The sequence below is a fragment of the Mogibacterium diversum genome (assembly GCF_002998925.1).
Lineage (GTDB): Bacteria > Bacillota > Clostridia > Peptostreptococcales > Anaerovoracaceae > Mogibacterium > Mogibacterium diversum.
In genome coordinates this window covers 246,789-262,317 of record NZ_CP027228.1, presented here as the reverse complement: position 1 = coordinate 262,317, position 15,529 = coordinate 246,789, and the positions used below count along the sequence as shown (strand labels likewise).

The window sequence follows — 15,529 nt, the reverse complement described above, 5'->3', positions numbered from 1 at the left end:
TATTTAGAGCTCAGCCCCGCACTCCATGCAGTACAAAGCTCCAGGTTGCACCTCAACACCGCACTCTGGACAGACCGTGACATTGGATTTATCGACGGCATCCATAATAGCAAGCTCTACTCCATCTCGAAGCTTATCAATAATCCTGTTCGCATAGCTAGAAATCTTGAAATCCTGGCGGCTAAATCTAGTTTCATTAGCAGTCATTTCGAGCAGCGCAAGCACATCATCGTAATCCGCCCTATTCCGGAACACTAGAGAAATGGCATATGGTGTTGGCTTCTTTACAATAAGAGATATAAAATAGCGCTTTTCGTAAAATAACACTGCGTAAAGCTGTTCGTTAGCGTTGATTCGCGCTCCATCTATTGGTCCCTTATCATCTCCAATGAGAACATAGTCGCAAACAAAATTAAACGAATTAGCTCTAGACACCTTTTTATTTACGACAAACATACACTCTCCGGTGCAATTCAGCTTAGTCGCTCCCACATTTTCCTCCATAAATTATCAGCAATATATGCTATTTAGTAATAGCTGCAACCAGTGCCTCCATGTCGGAGCAAATCAGGTTAGCTCTAGCACTCTCTAAAAACTTTCTGTTTCTAAATCCCCAATCGACACTTATGCATTTTAACCCTGCATTATGTGCAGTTTTGATATCTACCTCGGTATCGCCTATATACACTGCCTCATCTTGGTCAATACCCATGAGTTCAAGTATCCTAAGTGTTGCGTCTGGATTAGGCTTCCTCCTGATTTTGTCATCTACACCCTGAACATATTCGAAAATTCCGGGGAAGTATCTATCAGCAAGAATCACCGCAGCCTCATGCATCTTGTTGGACACTACTGCTGTCCTTATCCCTTTACTCCTCAAATAATTAATCGCTTCGATCACGCCTTCAAAAGGCTTCGTCTTCTCATCACAATGATCAGGGTACCATTCCTCAAATGAGTTAATTACCGCTACTAGCTCAGCTTCGTCACCCTCATAGGATGTCTCGACACCTATGAGATCAACCTCATCGTCGCTGTATCCAGCTTCAGTCGCTAGCGCCCTAGCCATGGCAACCTTTACTCCGCTACCAAAAAATCTTGCTGCGTCTCTCACATTGTAATCACATCTATGCCCGTTTACTTTAAGCGCATGATTGGTGCTGTCCTTGAGATCCGTTATGGTATCAAGAATAGTTCCATCCATATCAAAAATTGCAGCTTTATACATCAATCTCTCAATCCCTTCTCAAATGCAGCTCGCACTGACTTTATAGATATCCCAAGCTCTGAAGCTATAGCCTTCATGCTCTCGTACTCCGGATATGTGTACGTGTGCCCAGATGGCGTCGAGACCTGCTTTGCTTCAATCTGCCCTAGCTCAGTATCCACCAGAGTTCTAACCCTCGTAAGTTCCTCACGCTGCACGGGATAATATCTAACACCGATTGTAGTTGTTTCATCAAAGATGATTTCGCTGAGTTTCTCTCTAGTTTCGGCCCTACATATAACTTCGAGCCTATACGCAGGTCTATTTTTCTTCATAAAGATTGGAGAATATGAAACATCAAGAGCACCTGCATCCATAAGTTTCTCGAGCACATATCCGAGGTCCTCGCCACTTGAATCATCGATATTGGAGTTTATAACTATGATATCATCATTCTGAGTCTCGCCATCTGCTGTTACATCTTCTCCGAGAAAAACCCTAAGTGTATTAGGTCCACCGATATTGCGGCTGCCAACTCCGATACCTATTTTATTTAGATTCATCTCCGGCATCAGACCATATGACTCGGCAAAAGTAGATATAATCGCTGCTCCCGTAGGTGTTACGAGTTCCGTTGGAACTTCGATTTGCTTAAATCTAATCTTTTCATTTTTATACATCATCGATGTTGCCGGCACTGGAACGCTTAGCACCCCATGCGCACACTTAATCGTGCCGTATCCGTCAGAAACAACACTTGATATAACTCTGTCTGGATTTATGTAATCCATCAAAATCGCTACACTGACAATGTCAACTATCGAATCAATAGCCCCAACCTCGTGGAAATGAACCTCATCTATCGGCTTACCATGAACTGCCGCTTCAGCAGCTGCAACTTTCTGAAACATGGATCTAGAAAGTTCCTTTGCAGCTTCTGTAATTCCACTGCCTTCTATTATTTGCTTAATATCAGCATATGTCCTATGAACATGATTGTGATTGTGATTATTATCGTTGTCATCTTGATGATTATGACAGTGATTGTCTAAAGAGTGGTCATGTTCATGGTCGTGATAGTGACCATGAGAGTGGTGTTCTGGGCTGGAATCAAGCTCGTGATGATGACTATGGGTATGTCCGTGATGGAGCCCCAGAGTAGCACTGCTACCTACATTCTTGTTCCCATCATGTATTGCATCAACTGGTATTCCTGTATTAGCCTCTAATACCTCAACATATGTTCCGTCAATTCCATGAGAATCCCTCTTAATTACATTTAATTGATATCCTGGAACTCCAAGCTTGGCGAGCTCATCTCTCAAATATTGCTCACCATCACAGATCTCTAAAAGTGCTCCAATAGCCATATTGCCACTGATACCAGTCGCGCAGTCAAAATAAATTATTTTCATCTAAACCTCTTAAACAAATGTAATTATTTTTTTCATATGTCTATAATAGTAGAGCATTGCGCTCTGCGCAATGCTCTTAACCTCGTAAAATGATATTTTTCAAGTATTATAGCGCTTTTCCTGAACAGCCAAGAACATTTACAATCTTGTGCCTTACAAGCTCCTTGATATTAGCTCTTGCAGGCTTCAGATACTGCCTAGGGTCAAAATCTGCAGGGCACTCAACAAGATGCTTCCTAACTGAGCCTGTCATCGCTAGTCTAAGATCTGAATCTATATTAATCTTGCATACTGCCGAACGAGCAGCTTCTCTTAGTTGATCCTCCGGAACACCTATCGCATCCTTCATCGCTCCACCGTAAGTATTTATCATGTGCACATACTCCTGTGGAACAGACGATGCTCCATGAAGTACTATTGGGAATCCTGGCAGCTTCTTCTCGCACTCGCGAAGCACGTCAAATCTTAGCTGTGGCTTAGTACCCGGTTTAAACTTAAATGCTCCATGACTCGTTCCTATAGCAATTGCAAGTGAATCACAGCCGGTCCTACGCACAAACTCCTCAACCTCTTCAGGTCGAGTATATGATGAATCTTCCGCTGAAACAACCACATCGTCTTCAATGCCTGCAAGTGTGCCAAGCTCAGCTTCAACTACAACGCCATACTTATGCGCATAATCCACAACCTGCTTAGTAATTTCAATATTCTCTTCAAATGGTCTTGAAGAAGCGTCAATCATTACAGAAGTAAACCCACCATCTATGCATGACTTACAAGTCTCGAAGTCCGGACCGTGATCAAGGTGAAGTGCAATTGGAATGTCAGGACAATCCATAACCGCTGCCTCAACGAGCTTCATGAGATAAGTATGGCTAGCATAAGAGCGAGCACCCTTTGACACCTGAAGTATCACAGGTGAATTCTCCTCCTTACAAGCTTCGGTGATTCCCTGTACAATTTCCATATTATTAACATTAAAAGCTCCGATAGCATATCCTCCATCGTATGCTTTCTTAAACATCTCTGTTGTTGTTACAAGTGCCATTAATAACCTCCCTTTCTCGGTTCGAATTTCAAATGACCGTAACCCTCATGATTAATTTACATTATAACACACAGAATGTAGATTAAAAACTATGTGCATTTGCTCAAATATGTTACAATTTAGTAGATATTTTTTTGTTAAGAAAGGAATAGTTATGACAGAACAGAGCATTGCAAAGAAAGGTATAATTCTCAACAGCGTACTCATAATCGCCACAGTAGTAGCGTTTATAGTAATTAAAATTACTAACTCGTATCTAACATCTAATTTCGGATTAAGCGGTTATTACATGGAGATGTTCACTTTACAGAGAGCCACACTTATCGGTCTCTTCATCGTATCATTGGTAGTTACCATTTGCTCAGCAGTACTTATGACCAAGAACCATGGTAAGAACACCGGATTTATACTGCTCATCGTCGGAGCTGTTATAGCCGGTATACTCGCATTACTCGGACTCGTACTTGGAATTATCACATGGATTCTCTGCGGAGTATCGATCACCCAGTTCAGAAAGCTGCAGGGCGAGAGCAACTTTGAAAGCAACCTTGATTTTGGCGCAGTTGCAGAACTTAAGAAGTCTTCTGATAATGATAATTCTACTCAGGCTGCACCTGTACAGAAGGTAGAGGCTGTACCAGCTGAACAAGAAACTGAAGCTGCACCTGTCGATGTCGATTACGAAGTTAAGTCTGAAGACAATAGCACTTCGGATAACACCGAAGCATAATCATAGCTTAAACGCGATTTATTAGAACTGAAGAGATATTTGCAAAAAAGAGATATGAAAAACATAGAGACTAAGTTTTATTCGAAAGAAAAGCTAGAAAAGTCAATTAAACGATCGTTAATAGCATACATTTGTTTCGCAGTAATACGTATCGTGCTTTATCTTACCCTAGGAACATCCATATCAAATGACATCGTAGTCGGTAATAGTTACTTCTTCTATCAGGATATAACTACGCTATTCAAGCTGATGTTCATGGGATTTGTCTTTATATTATTATTGATCGCATCCGTTACGGTATTAGCACTATGCTTAAATAACGCAGCTGATTTAAATGATAATTTTGATATAAAGATAAGACAAGCGCTCTACTTGATTCCTATGCTCCTGGATATATTTGGAGTATTAATCTGCATTTTTATCCTTGTAATCGGAAGCCTAGCTCTGATTTTAGGCGTATTAGCTTCAATCGCTGAAATAGCGTTTATCATCTGGCTAATGTATAGCGAAAAGAAGGATAATTAAAGCTCTGCTTAGCAATCAAAGTTTAAGGAGTAATATATAATGAATATATTAAAAGGGAATGTAAATATTAACGCTCCAGCCGAAGTCGTTCAAATCGCTCTTAAGGGACTCCTTTCATACAAAGGGGTAGACAACCCTCAAAGTTATTCTTTAGATCGTAAAGCGATAAAGACTCTGCAAAAAACTCCCGAAGGTAGAAATCTTTCCGGTTTATTGATCAACATAAAAACTTTAAAATTCGATATCGTTTCGACGTCCGGTGGAACTTCAAACCTATCATATGAAGCTGAGCCCAGAGGATATAAGGCTCCACTACCAATATTTTTGTTTGTTGAGAGTGGTCTTCTTTTCCTGATAGGTATCATGGCTCAGATTATTACAGAAATGTTACCACTTGCTATAATATGCTATATAGTAGGAGCTTTATTAATAGCTGTGACATTTGTATTTGCGATACCTACGCGTAATAGGTTTGAAAAGATTATTCAAAAACTACTATTACCGAGGCTTGATCGCTATATAGACATTATTAACGAGCATATAGAGAGATAGCTTCACAATCAGAAATAAAAATAGCAGCCCACATGTGATATCCTGAGGGCTGCTGTTTTTTATGAATTCCACATTGCTACTTCAGATTTCAGCCATGCCTCGAGCTCTTCAAAGCCTTCTCCAGTCTTAGCAGAAACGGGGAATATCTTGATGCTTGGATTTCTCATTGTTGCATATTCCATTAATTTTTCCATATCAAAATCAAAATACGGCAACACATCAACCTTATTAATAACGAGTGCTTTACACACCTCGTACATGAGAGGGTATTTAAGTGGTTTATCATGGCCTTCTGGAACAGATAAAATCGACATATTGAAAGCGGCACCGGTATCGAACTCCGCAGGACATACTAGGTTGCCAACATTTTCGAGTACCAACAGATCAAACTCTTCATATCCTATCTCATCAAGCCCTTGCTCAGTCATTCCAGCGTCAAGGTGACACATCCCACCTGTATGTATCTGTATAGCCTTTGCTCCAGTTTCAGCGATAGCCTCCGCATCTACAGTAGAATCGATGTCTGCCTCCATTACCCCAATTGAAATTTCAGTACTCAAATCACCAATTAACCTGCGAAGAGTAGTGGTCTTACCAGCACCAGGTGATGACATTAGATTTATTAAACATGTCTTCTTAGATTTTAGTTTCTCTCGTACCCTATCCGCCTCTCTATCGTTATTTGCAAAAACGCTTTCCCTTACTTCAATTACCTTTACTTTATCCATCTCTAAACCTCTGGTACTTCTACTTCCTTAATCATAAATTCATTCCCGCGTATCAAATAAGTATTCCCACTCCCACAATATGGGCAAGTACGTCCATGCTTTACGGTTGAATATTCACGAGCACATGTCTCACAGTAAGTAACTGCCGGAATAGTTTCAATCAAGAGCTCCGCATTTGAAACAAATTCATGTTTTGCAGATGCCCATTTCCAGCAATCCTCAAGATATGAAGGTATTACAGAAGATACCTCTCCAAGTTCAAGGACGACTTTAGAAAACCTGGTCACATTGTTGTCTTCTGCAACAACTTTCAATTCATCGATAATATGAAATACCACTCCAAGTTCATGCATGGAATTTAACCTTTCTTTCCTGCAACCTTTACTCTCACTGCCTGTTTAATTGCGTATGGGATTATGTGTTTCATCTTTTCTTCGCTAGGTACCATATTGGAACATTCTGGATGCTCACGATGTAGCTTAATTGCGTCAAATCCACACTTTGTAGTACATACACCGCATCCGATACACTTGTTCTCGTCTACGATTGAGGCTCCACATGATAAACATCTTGAAGTTTCCTTCTTGACCTGCTCTTCGGTAAAGGAGATTCTCTCATCTTTAAACGTCCTTGCCAGTGCCTCATTATATCCAATTCTCTCTCTTGGTGAATTATCGAATGACTCTTCGTTTACGCTCATATCTTTTTTATTAAATTCAACAAAGCTTCTGCGATCTCTCCCTATCGTAAGGCTTGATCGTGGCTGTACAAATCTATGAAGAGACACAGCCCCTTCTTTACCTGCTGCAATCGCATCAATAGCGAACTTCTGACCAGTGTAAACATCGCCTCCAACAAAGATATCCGGTTCGTCCGTCTGATATGTAACTGAATCCGCCTTTACCGTCCCATTTGCATTAAGTTCAACATCAGTACCTTCAAGTATCGATCCCCACTCTACCTTTTGACCTATACAGTAAATTACGGTGGTACATCTAACAGTCACACGATCATTATCATCAAACCTTGGAGCAAATCTGCCTTCGTCATCTCTCACTCTGAGGCATTTTCTAAACGATATTGCTTCACAATTATCTTCATTTTTTGAAATAGAGATTGGTCCCCATCCACCATGAATCGTTATTCCATCACGTTCACACTCACTTCTATCCTCTTCACCGCAAGGCATCTTTTCATATTCTTCAAGGGAATACATATCCACGGCATCTGCACCAAGTCTTATGGCTGTCCTAGCAACATCGCAAGCGATATTACCACCACCGATAACAACCACTCGTCCTTTTAGTTCAGTTGCATCGCCGAGATTAACCCTGCGCATAAAATCGATACCAGATATTATGCCATTTGCATCAGCTCCACTGATATCTAGCTCTCCGCCAGACTGCAGCCCAACAGCTAAGTAGAATCCTTTGAAACCTTGCTCCCTTAGCTCTGGAATCGTGATATCCCTACCTACTTCAACTCCACATCTAAATTGAACACCAAGTTCTTTTAGCACATCGATTTCTGCCTCTACAACATCCTTTTCAAGTCTAAAACTAGGAATTCCATTGGTAAGCATTCCACCCATTCTGCGTTCCTTCTCGAATATTGTTGGACTGTATCCCTTTATAGCTAAATAATATGCGCAACTTAAACCAGCTGGCCCGCCACCAATTATGGCAATCTTTTCCTCAAACTCCCCACACACCTTAGGTATAACCTTATCAGGGACATATCTTCTGTCGCTGTCAAGATCTTGCTGTGCGATAAACCTCTTCACTTCATCAATTGCTACCGCCTGATCGATAGTCCCTCTCGTACATGCATCTTCACATCTTCTGTTGCAAATTCTACCGCAAACCGCTGGAAATGGGTTCTCTCTCTTTATTAACTCCAGAGCTTCCTTATATTTTCCTTGTGCCGCAAGTCTTAAATAACCCTGAACTGCAATATGCGCAGGGCAGGCCGTTTTACATGGAGCCGTTCCAGTTTCATAGCAATTGATGCGGTTATTGTCTCTATAATCTATATCCCATTTCTCAGGGCCCCACTTCTCTAGAGAAGGCATAGAACTCTTTGGATACTTAACTTCCGAACCGTCCGCTTTGCATAGCTTCTGACCAAGCTTAACCGCACCTGCTGGACAGTACTCTACACATCTGCCACAAGCAACGCAATTTTCTTTCTCAACGCTTGCAACATATGATGAGCGCGACATATTTGGAGTATTAAATAGCTGTGACGTTCTTAATGCATAGCATACGTTTACATTACAGTTACATATTGCGAATATCTTCTGCTCTCCGTCAATATTAGTAATCTGATGAACGAATCCGTTATCCTCTGCTTTTTTGAATATCTCAAGCGCTTCTTCTTTGGAAATGTATCGTCCGCCCTTCTTCGTTTCAACAACATAATCCGCCATATCGCCGACAGCAATGCACCAATCGTTAAAATCGTCAGCGCAGCCTTCGTCGTATGAGCAGTTAGATTTACGACAAGAGCATGGGCTCGCCGCATACTTGCCTTCATATTTCTCAAGCCAGTGCGAAATATGCTCAACAGAGATAGAAGTATCTTCCATTGAAATTGCTTGCTCTACAGGAATAACATGCATTCCAACACCAGCACCCCCAGGCGGAACAATTTTAGTTACTCTCTCAAGAGGAAGAAACGTCATCCTCTCGAAAAATCGACCAAGCTCCGGATGCTCATTCATATTGGTCTCATGCATAGCTGCAAATTCACCAACTCCAGGTACAAACATAGGAACTATGTATCTCTTTTCATTTTTAGGATTTGTACCATCTAGATTCTCCCAATTATACTCTAGGACACCCTGCTCAGACATATGATCTATTAGCTCTCTGCACTGCTCTTCACTCATACCCGAAAGCTTATGAATTTCTTCAAATGTCTTTGGTTTCCTCACTCCGAGTTTACTCGCTAGCTCAGCCTCTTCATCCGAGATTAAGGCCGCCAAACCCCAGTACTCCGGGTCATCTTTTGTAATCTTCTTAAGGCCTAGATGCTGTGCAGGTCTATCGGTAATCATCTTAGCAAGTTTAACTATCGATTCGCGAATGGGGCCGTCATCCTTAACACATTCTGGCTTTTTATTTCCTTTAATCTTATCGTAATTAATCATACTGCTCTCCTATAATCACTATAATCTGATTATGCTGCTCTCGCCATAGCCTCTTCAAAGTCACGTGTACCTTTAAATACTTCTTTTTTGTATGGATTAATACCCTGAGCCTTTGCTCGTTTAACGATGTATGCAAATATTGCAAGGTTAATAAGAATTGAAGCGACTGCAACAACTCCACCAGCTCTAGGATCAGCGGCAGTTGGGTGAATATTGGACTTCATGAAACCATCTGCGTATAAGCTTGGTATTACGGAGAATCTACTATAATCTTGGAACATTGGGAATACTTGTGCGAACATACACCAAGTAGCGAGTGTATTGGCACGATTCTGAATCCATCCACCTTTATTCCAGAACATCGCTGCAACAGTTGGTGCTAATAGTAGCGCAAATCCGCAGTACCACGAATGTGTTGGAAGATTTAAATACGTATACTCAAAATTCCAAATATCATAAGCTAGTATATAAGCCCATGTCATATCCGGCCATAGCATATCATCTTTCTTTTTAGACTGATAAATCCCCCACCATCCAGTCATGCAGAATATGTTTATAATGCCTGCAACACCATTGGCTACATTCCACCAGCCACCGTAAAGCCATACACCTTCAGAGGATAACCACCATCTCGTGCCTGTATTAGCCAGTGCAATAGATCCTCTTATTGCACTCTCGAAATCACTGCATACCGCGATTACTATATTAATAGCCACGATTACAAACGGAAAAACTTTAAACCATTCAGTCTTTCCAATCCCCTTCTTGTATTTGAGCATCATAAACCCTATGCATCCTGCTGTAGCTGCATAGAGCTTAGCATAGTGGAACCAGCTGGTCATATGAACGTATGTAGGGTTCTTAAGCGCCCAGGAAGCACCATTAGCCGCACCGATATAGATAGCGATAAAATAAGCAGTGAGTGCCGCCGGTAACACGAAAAAGAAAAAACAGCCTCCTGCCTTAGATCTTCTCTGAATCTCATTTGTAATAATAAGTCCTGCAAAAACCATAACCCATCCAATTAGCTGGTAAAATGAGTTATCACCATAAACCTGGAATAACATTTGGTGCCTCCTTCAATAAATAATTCGTATCGTTTTATCCGACATCTGTGATTGATATCTTTTTATCAATTGTAATCTTGTTTCACGTTGTCCCGCAATTCAAAATATGATAGTATTTATTCTATATTAGAATATATAGCTTCGTTAATCGAAAGGCACGTTATGAATACAGAACATATAAAAGAATTTATTTTATTGGCTAGCAATCTTAATTTTAGCAAGGCTGCCGAGGATTCATTTATATCACAATCATCATTATCTAAGCATATAAGAATTCTTGAGAAGGAACTCGGGACACAATTATTTATTCGAACGACACGATCAATTAGGTTAACTGAAGCAGGAATCATGTTTCTGCCTTATGCAAAAAAGATAATTGGACTATGCGACTCTTACTCGAGTGAGTTAGAGCTATTTAGCTCCAGGGATAACAATAAACTCGTTGTTGGGATTATCTCAAATCCACAGTATTACGATCTTGCAGGGTATATGATCGGATTTATGATCGCTGAACCCGATATAAATTTTAATCTTATCGAGGCAGATGAAATAGGCTTACTAGATATGTTCAAACAACGAAAATACAATCTATTTACGGCATTTCCTCCTAGTGAGTTAACTGGGAATTATGAGTTTCTGCCAATGGTTGAAACTAAATTTGTAGCATTAGTTAATACATCTCATCCACTCGCTAATAAAACCAGCCTATCACTTAAGGATTTGTCTGGCGAGAAGATACTCATACCTGGGAGGAACTCCACTCTCCAGGCTATTATTAAAGATGCAATGATTAAGCAGGGGCTTGAATTTTGTCCTACGTACGAAGGTAGTTCAATAGGAAGTATTGAGCTACTAAAGGCTGGAATGGGGATTTCACTTCACTCTGTTGAATTTTCGAATAATCTACCAAATAATTCAAATATACAGGCTATACCAATTGAGCCAGATATAAAATTCGTATACGGTATAGGACATCGTCCTATAGATGAACTTTCTTCAAGCGAAAAAAAATATTTAAACTACCTAAAGCAATTCGAATTAAAAAAAATATAAATATATGTGATATAAACAAAACATCAGCCTGCAGGTAATATCCCGCGGGCTGATATTTTTAATCAATGCATTTAGGTGATATGAATCATCGTTTTTATGTTTCGTACTAGATATGTAAATATGGAAAATTTATCGTTTAACACCTCCACTATTTCAGTTTCAGGTTAGCTTCTTCACGCCTGCTTCCTACCATGATTACGCATTATCTCGCGGTCGAGCACTAGCTCCTTAATGTTAACATTTACACACTTTACCTGAAATGATGTCATCTGTTCTATGCTGCGCTTAACATCCCTTTGCAGGATAATACATGAACGCATACAATCGACGGTCTTCCTGACCTTTAGGTCCAGCTCGATTACCAGACTGCCAGTTTTACCATTGTTATAAAAATTCGTCACCCTGATGTTGCGCCTATACTTCCTCGCCACAATCCTGATAATATCACCGATTACGTTCTCATTAATCGTGTAATTTCCATTATAAACATATTGTGGCATAACCACAGTTTTCTCATACTTATCTGTCTCATCGTTAGCGAGGTTCCAGTTTTTGAGAAATCTCTGCGGATTCATGAAGTACCCTGCAAAATCCCTCTTTAAATCACCCATTGGCGCTGGAATAACGTGTTCCCCATGGTTGTAGCGACGCTCCGCCGCAAGTTCACGTTCACCAGCACTGGTGTAATCCTCAATGTATAGTCTCTCTATAGCCCTTGGTATTTCTAGTGTGTCGGTTATTATATCCACCATATGGTCAGATGTACCGAGCACGAGTAGTTTCTTAATCTTGAGGGCTTTTATCTTTTTCTGCACATCGATTCTGTGATCTTCATAATTGAAAAGTGCAATGCGCATCGCTTTAGCTCTTGATTCACATTTTTTGGCTGATCTGCCTGCCACAATTTTATTTTTATAAATCAAAAGACCATCATCAATCAGCGCCGGAATCCCCTTTTCCTTAGCAACCCTAATCGCTTGATAGCTCTTGCCAGTCCCACTTTTTCCTGTAAATGAATATACCTTCATATAACGTTATTCCTTGAAAACTTCACAAAAAGTTAACTTTATCAAACCCATTATACCATGATACAATGCTGATAAAGAAATCAAATGAATTGTTTATCATAGGAGGATTATTATGGCTTATAAGATTAGTGAAGATTGCATCAGCTGTGGTGCTTGCATGGATGGTTGCCCTGTAGAGGCTATTACAGAAGGAACACCTTATGTAATCGATGCAGATACTTGCATTGACTGCGGAGCTTGCGCAGATGTATGTCCAGTAGGAGCACCTGCTCAGGAATAATCCGTTAAGGATATACCAAAGGTAGCAATTTCCCCTGTGCTTTACACAGGGGTTTTTTTATGCCCTACCTCAAAATACATATAAACAAAATGGCTGGGCACTGCCCAACCATTTCTTTTCATTGAATTATGTCTAACTATTTACTTCTCAGCATCTTCTAGCTCATTGCTTCTGATTAAGAACGATAGCGTGTGTAAACTATCACTTAGATGAACATTCTCAACAGCGACATCGTTTGGTACATTGAGATCTACTGGTGCAAAATTCCAGATTCCCTCAATACCAGCATCGACAAGAACATCTGTGACTTTCTGTGCATTCTCACGGTTAACGCAGATAATCGCAATATCTATGTCATTTTCCTTTACAAAATCGCTCATCTCAGAAAAATCGCGAACAAGCACATCATTGATGCTTAGCCCTACTAGCTTTGGATTAACATCGAAGAGACCAACTATATTGAATCCAATCTTGTAGTAATAAGTGTAGTTCGTGATTGCCTGACCAAGATTACCAATACCAACTACGATAGTCTTGTACTCACGGTCAAGACCTAGAATCTTGTTAATCTCATGGAATAGAGAATCAACTGAATAACCGTATCCCTGCTGGCCAAAGCCACCAAATGTATTGAGATCCTGTCTAATCTGAGATGCAGTATAACCAATAAGCTCACTTAATTCATTAGAAGAGATTTTCTTAACGCCCTGCTTACGAAGTTCGTTCAAATATCTTCTATATCTTGGTAGTCTGCGGATAATCGCATTTGATACCTTTGTATTGTTGCTTTTCATAAATACTTCCCACCCCAACTCGACAATTTTCGTGTTTCTTACTTGTGTGAATCTACGTACTCTACTAAATCCTTAACAGTCTCAAACTTTTCAGCTTCTTCATCTGGAATGTCTAGACCGAAAGCTTCCTCAACGCCAAGAATGATTTCTACAGCATCAAGCGAATCTGCTTCGAGATCTTTCATCAAGTTGGTGTCCATCTGAACCATATCAGCATCAACTCCAAGCTGCTCGACTACTATATCTCTTATTGTATCAAAAGTCATAGCTCTAACCTCCTTTTGAAATTCAACGTTAATTATAAATTATACAATCAATTCTTGCAAGTTTTTTATCAATCATATGCATATTAATCACGATAAATGTAAATAATTCCGTATATTTTTTGCATTTATAGAGCTATAATTCGCAATTTAGAAATTGATTGTATTTTTACAGTGAGGTATCCCACATTATCAGAAAGAAAGGGCTGGGGTCATATCACGGCCCCATGCTTTTCTTCGATAATACTCTTCCTTTTACATATTAAAAGAAATATTAGTAATGTATTAATGAGTTTTAAAAGTCTACCTCTGTATCGTAGTAGCAGGCCTTAAGTAGGTTTTCCATTTCTTCTTGATTAATTTTACGAGGGTTTGCACCTGTACAAGCATCGAGGATAGCATTCTTTGCAATCTCTGGTAATCTTGCTAGGAATACATCTTCTGGAACAAATCCTTGGTCTGCTGGATAGCTATCCGCACCGTAATTTTTGATGCCGTGAGGTATATTTAAAGCGTCATTCATACCTCTCAGCCATTCAATCAGATTTTTAATCTTCCCATCTCTGCTCTCTCCACCCAGCTTGAGTGTATCTGCAATTACAGCAAATCTCTCCGCAGCCCTCTCATCCTTTGCATTGAATGCGATAACCTTTGGCAGGTACATTGCATTTGCAGCACCATGGATGATATGCGCGCCATAATCGTCAAATGCGGCTCCTGTCTTATGTGCCATAGAGTGCACTATACCGAGCAGTCCGCTTGAGAATGCAATTCCAGCTAGACACTGTGCATTATGCATAGCATCTCTCGCTTCCATATCTCCCTCATATGACGGAACTAGATTCTTCTGAATCATTTGTATAGCGTATAAAGCTGGTGCATCCGTGTAATCTGATGCGGCTAATGATACAAAGGCTTCTATCGCATGTGTAAGAGCATCCATTCCTGTGTGAGCTACAAGCTTCTGTGGCATCGTCTCTGCAAGATCTGGATCGACAATAGCTACATCTGGTGTAATCTGAAAATCTGCGAGTGGATATTTGATACCCTTATCATAGTCAGTAATTATGGAAAAAGCAGTAACTTCTGTGGCAGTTCCCGATGTAGAGGATACTGCGCAGAAGTGTGCCTTCTTTCGAAGTTCAGGAAGCCCAAACACCTTGCACATGTCCTCAAATGTACATTCTGGGTACTCGTACTTAATCCACATAGCCTTCGCAGCGTCAATTGGAGAGCCTCCACCAATTGCAACAATCCAGTCAGGTTCAAATTCGAGCATCTTGCGGGCACCATCCATGACTGTAGTTACGGAAGGATCTGACTCAATTCCCTCGATTAGAGCAACCTCCATACCTGCTTCTTCTAAATACTGCTGAGCCTTATCTAGGAAGCCGAACCTCTTCATACTTCCGCCACCCACGCATATAACAGCCCTCTTGCCTTTCAGCGATTTAAGTGCCTCCAGAGCACCCTTACCGTGATATAAATCCCTAGGATTTGTAAATCTCATCATCTCAAGTACCTCCTCAGTAAAACCTAATATTTTGATACAATCTTAACAAGATTATCTCATGAAACCAATGTTTGCTACAAATTGTTATCACAGATAGACTTATCAACTGTTATAAATATTTTTTATGAAATAATAACTTTATTTCATTTAGATTAATTATTTGATTAAGTTAGCA

17 protein-coding genes are annotated in these 15,529 nt (G+C 40.2%); 5 read left to right on the top strand and 12 right to left on the bottom strand.

Going from position 1 to position 15,529, the window contains the following annotated elements; translation table 11 throughout:
* Positions 1-3: 3 nt before the first annotated feature.
* From C5Q96_RS01235 to fba, 4 genes are all read right to left on the bottom strand, one after another.
* A complete protein-coding gene (locus tag C5Q96_RS01235) occupies positions 4-492 on the bottom strand; it encodes a zinc ribbon domain-containing protein (protein ID WP_158696645.1) in 489 nt (162 codons plus the stop codon).
* A 31-nt stretch (positions 493-523) separates the two neighbouring features.
* The gene (locus tag C5Q96_RS01230) at positions 524-1,228 is read right to left on the bottom strand and encodes an HAD family hydrolase (RefSeq protein WP_106056461.1); all 705 of its coding nucleotides are present in this window, start codon (positions 1,226-1,228) and stop codon (positions 524-526) included.
* On the bottom strand, positions 1,228-2,622 hold the full coding sequence (larC, locus tag C5Q96_RS01225; RefSeq protein WP_106056459.1) for a nickel pincer cofactor biosynthesis protein LarC: 1,395 nt from the start codon (positions 2,620-2,622) through the stop codon (positions 1,228-1,230). Before larC ends, C5Q96_RS01230 begins: the two co-directional genes overlap by 1 nt.
* 106 nt (positions 2,623-2,728) lie before the next feature.
* A complete protein-coding gene (gene fba, locus C5Q96_RS01220; protein ID WP_106056457.1) occupies positions 2,729-3,670 on the bottom strand; it encodes a class II fructose-1,6-bisphosphate aldolase in 942 nt (313 codons plus the stop codon).
* Between the two features lie 154 nt (positions 3,671-3,824).
* Between fba and C5Q96_RS01215 the strand changes: the two genes are divergently transcribed.
* Genes C5Q96_RS01215 through C5Q96_RS01205 form a run of 3 tightly spaced genes read left to right on the top strand, consistent with a single transcriptional unit; the run spans position 3,825 to position 5,477 of the window.
* Positions 3,825-4,400 carry a hypothetical protein gene (locus C5Q96_RS01215; protein WP_106056455.1) on the top strand — a complete coding sequence of 192 codons (576 nt, stop codon included), beginning with the start codon at positions 3,825-3,827 and terminating at the stop codon, positions 4,398-4,400.
* A gap of 54 nt (positions 4,401-4,454) precedes the next feature.
* Positions 4,455-4,925 (top strand): hypothetical protein, encoded by a 471-nt coding sequence (locus tag C5Q96_RS01210; RefSeq protein ID WP_106056453.1) that lies wholly within the window; start codon positions 4,455-4,457, stop codon positions 4,923-4,925.
* Positions 4,926-4,964: 39 nt separating this feature from the next.
* Complete coding sequence (locus tag C5Q96_RS01205; RefSeq protein ID WP_106056451.1) at positions 4,965-5,477, top strand: hypothetical protein; 513 nt, start codon at positions 4,965-4,967, stop codon at positions 5,475-5,477.
* Positions 5,478-5,536: 59 nt separating this feature from the next.
* Here the strand turns inward: C5Q96_RS01205 and hypB are convergent, their stop codons facing one another.
* The 4 genes from hypB to C5Q96_RS01185 are packed head-to-tail and all read right to left on the bottom strand — an operon-like array spanning position 5,537 to position 10,423.
* Positions 5,537-6,205 carry a hydrogenase nickel incorporation protein HypB gene (gene hypB / locus C5Q96_RS01200; RefSeq protein ID WP_106056449.1) on the bottom strand — a complete coding sequence of 223 codons (669 nt, stop codon included), beginning with the start codon at positions 6,203-6,205 and terminating at the stop codon, positions 5,537-5,539.
* 2 nt (positions 6,206-6,207) lie between these two features.
* Positions 6,208-6,558: a hydrogenase maturation nickel metallochaperone HypA gene (locus tag C5Q96_RS01195; RefSeq protein ID WP_106056447.1), complete on the bottom strand. Its 351-nt coding sequence runs from the start codon at positions 6,556-6,558 to the stop codon at positions 6,208-6,210.
* Between the two features lie 5 nt (positions 6,559-6,563).
* Positions 6,564-9,356, bottom strand: a complete 2,793-nt coding sequence (locus C5Q96_RS01190; protein WP_106056445.1) for an FAD-dependent oxidoreductase — start codon at positions 9,354-9,356, stop codon at positions 6,564-6,566.
* 29 nt (positions 9,357-9,385) lie between these two features.
* Entirely contained in the window at positions 9,386-10,423 is a 1,038-nt protein-coding gene (locus C5Q96_RS01185) for a DUF5692 family protein (protein WP_106056443.1), read from the bottom strand.
* 162 nt (positions 10,424-10,585) lie between these two features.
* Between C5Q96_RS01185 and C5Q96_RS01180 the strand changes: the two genes are divergently transcribed.
* Entirely contained in the window at positions 10,586-11,476 is an 891-nt protein-coding gene (locus C5Q96_RS01180) for a LysR family transcriptional regulator (RefSeq protein ID WP_106056441.1), read from the top strand.
* 173 nt (positions 11,477-11,649) lie between these two features.
* Here the strand turns inward: C5Q96_RS01180 and C5Q96_RS01175 are convergent, their stop codons facing one another.
* The gene (locus C5Q96_RS01175) at positions 11,650-12,504 is read right to left on the bottom strand and encodes an Asp23/Gls24 family envelope stress response protein (protein WP_106056439.1); all 855 of its coding nucleotides are present in this window, start codon (positions 12,502-12,504) and stop codon (positions 11,650-11,652) included.
* 112 nt (positions 12,505-12,616) lie between these two features.
* On the opposite strand from C5Q96_RS01175, the gene C5Q96_RS01170 reads away from it, so the two are divergent.
* Positions 12,617-12,784 carry a DUF362 domain-containing protein gene (locus C5Q96_RS01170; protein ID WP_106056437.1) on the top strand — a complete coding sequence of 56 codons (168 nt, stop codon included), beginning with the start codon at positions 12,617-12,619 and terminating at the stop codon, positions 12,782-12,784.
* Between the two features lie 140 nt (positions 12,785-12,924).
* On the opposite strand, the gene C5Q96_RS01165 is transcribed toward C5Q96_RS01170, so the two are convergent.
* From C5Q96_RS01165 to C5Q96_RS01155, 3 genes are all read right to left on the bottom strand, one after another.
* Positions 12,925-13,578, bottom strand: a complete 654-nt coding sequence (locus C5Q96_RS01165) for a redox-sensing transcriptional repressor Rex (RefSeq protein ID WP_106056435.1) — start codon at positions 13,576-13,578, stop codon at positions 12,925-12,927.
* A 38-nt stretch (positions 13,579-13,616) separates the two neighbouring features.
* The gene (gene acpP, locus C5Q96_RS01160; RefSeq protein WP_106056433.1) at positions 13,617-13,844 is read right to left on the bottom strand and encodes an acyl carrier protein; all 228 of its coding nucleotides are present in this window, start codon (positions 13,842-13,844) and stop codon (positions 13,617-13,619) included.
* Between the two features lie 292 nt (positions 13,845-14,136).
* Complete coding sequence (locus tag C5Q96_RS01155) at positions 14,137-15,354, bottom strand: iron-containing alcohol dehydrogenase (protein ID WP_106056431.1); 1,218 nt, start codon at positions 15,352-15,354, stop codon at positions 14,137-14,139.
* Positions 15,355-15,529 lie beyond the last annotated feature (175 nt).

Coding starts and splice junctions, on each gene's coding strand:
- fba (WP_106056457.1), bottom strand. CDS start 3,670: ATGGCACTTGTAACAACAACAGAGATGTTTAAGAAAGCATACGATGGA.
- C5Q96_RS01170 (WP_106056437.1), top strand. CDS start 12,617: ATGGCTTATAAGATTAGTGAAGATTGCATCAGCTGTGGTGCTTGCATG.
- larC (WP_106056459.1), bottom strand. CDS start 2,622: ATGAAAATAATTTATTTTGACTGCGCGACTGGTATCAGTGGCAATATG.
- C5Q96_RS01215 (WP_106056455.1), top strand. CDS start 3,825: ATGACAGAACAGAGCATTGCAAAGAAAGGTATAATTCTCAACAGCGTA.
- C5Q96_RS01230 (WP_106056461.1), bottom strand. CDS start 1,228: ATGTATAAAGCTGCAATTTTTGATATGGATGGAACTATTCTTGATACC.
- C5Q96_RS01175 (WP_106056439.1), bottom strand. CDS start 12,504: ATGAAGGTATATTCATTTACAGGAAAAAGTGGGACTGGCAAGAGCTAT.
- C5Q96_RS01190 (WP_106056445.1), bottom strand. CDS start 9,356: ATGATTAATTACGATAAGATTAAAGGAAATAAAAAGCCAGAATGTGTT.
- C5Q96_RS01205 (WP_106056451.1), top strand. CDS start 4,965: ATGAATATATTAAAAGGGAATGTAAATATTAACGCTCCAGCCGAAGTC.
- C5Q96_RS01210 (WP_106056453.1), top strand. CDS start 4,455: ATGAAAAACATAGAGACTAAGTTTTATTCGAAAGAAAAGCTAGAAAAG.
- hypB (WP_106056449.1), bottom strand. CDS start 6,205: ATGGATAAAGTAAAGGTAATTGAAGTAAGGGAAAGCGTTTTTGCAAAT.
- C5Q96_RS01195 (WP_106056447.1), bottom strand. CDS start 6,558: ATGCATGAACTTGGAGTGGTATTTCATATTATCGATGAATTGAAAGTT.
- C5Q96_RS01180 (WP_106056441.1), top strand. CDS start 10,586: ATGAATACAGAACATATAAAAGAATTTATTTTATTGGCTAGCAATCTT.
- C5Q96_RS01165 (WP_106056435.1), bottom strand. CDS start 13,578: ATGAAAAGCAACAATACAAAGGTATCAAATGCGATTATCCGCAGACTA.
- acpP (WP_106056433.1), bottom strand. CDS start 13,844: ATGACTTTTGATACAATAAGAGATATAGTAGTCGAGCAGCTTGGAGTT.
- C5Q96_RS01155 (WP_106056431.1), bottom strand. CDS start 15,354: ATGATGAGATTTACAAATCCTAGGGATTTATATCACGGTAAGGGTGCT.
- C5Q96_RS01185 (WP_106056443.1), bottom strand. CDS start 10,423: ATGTTATTCCAGGTTTATGGTGATAACTCATTTTACCAGCTAATTGGA.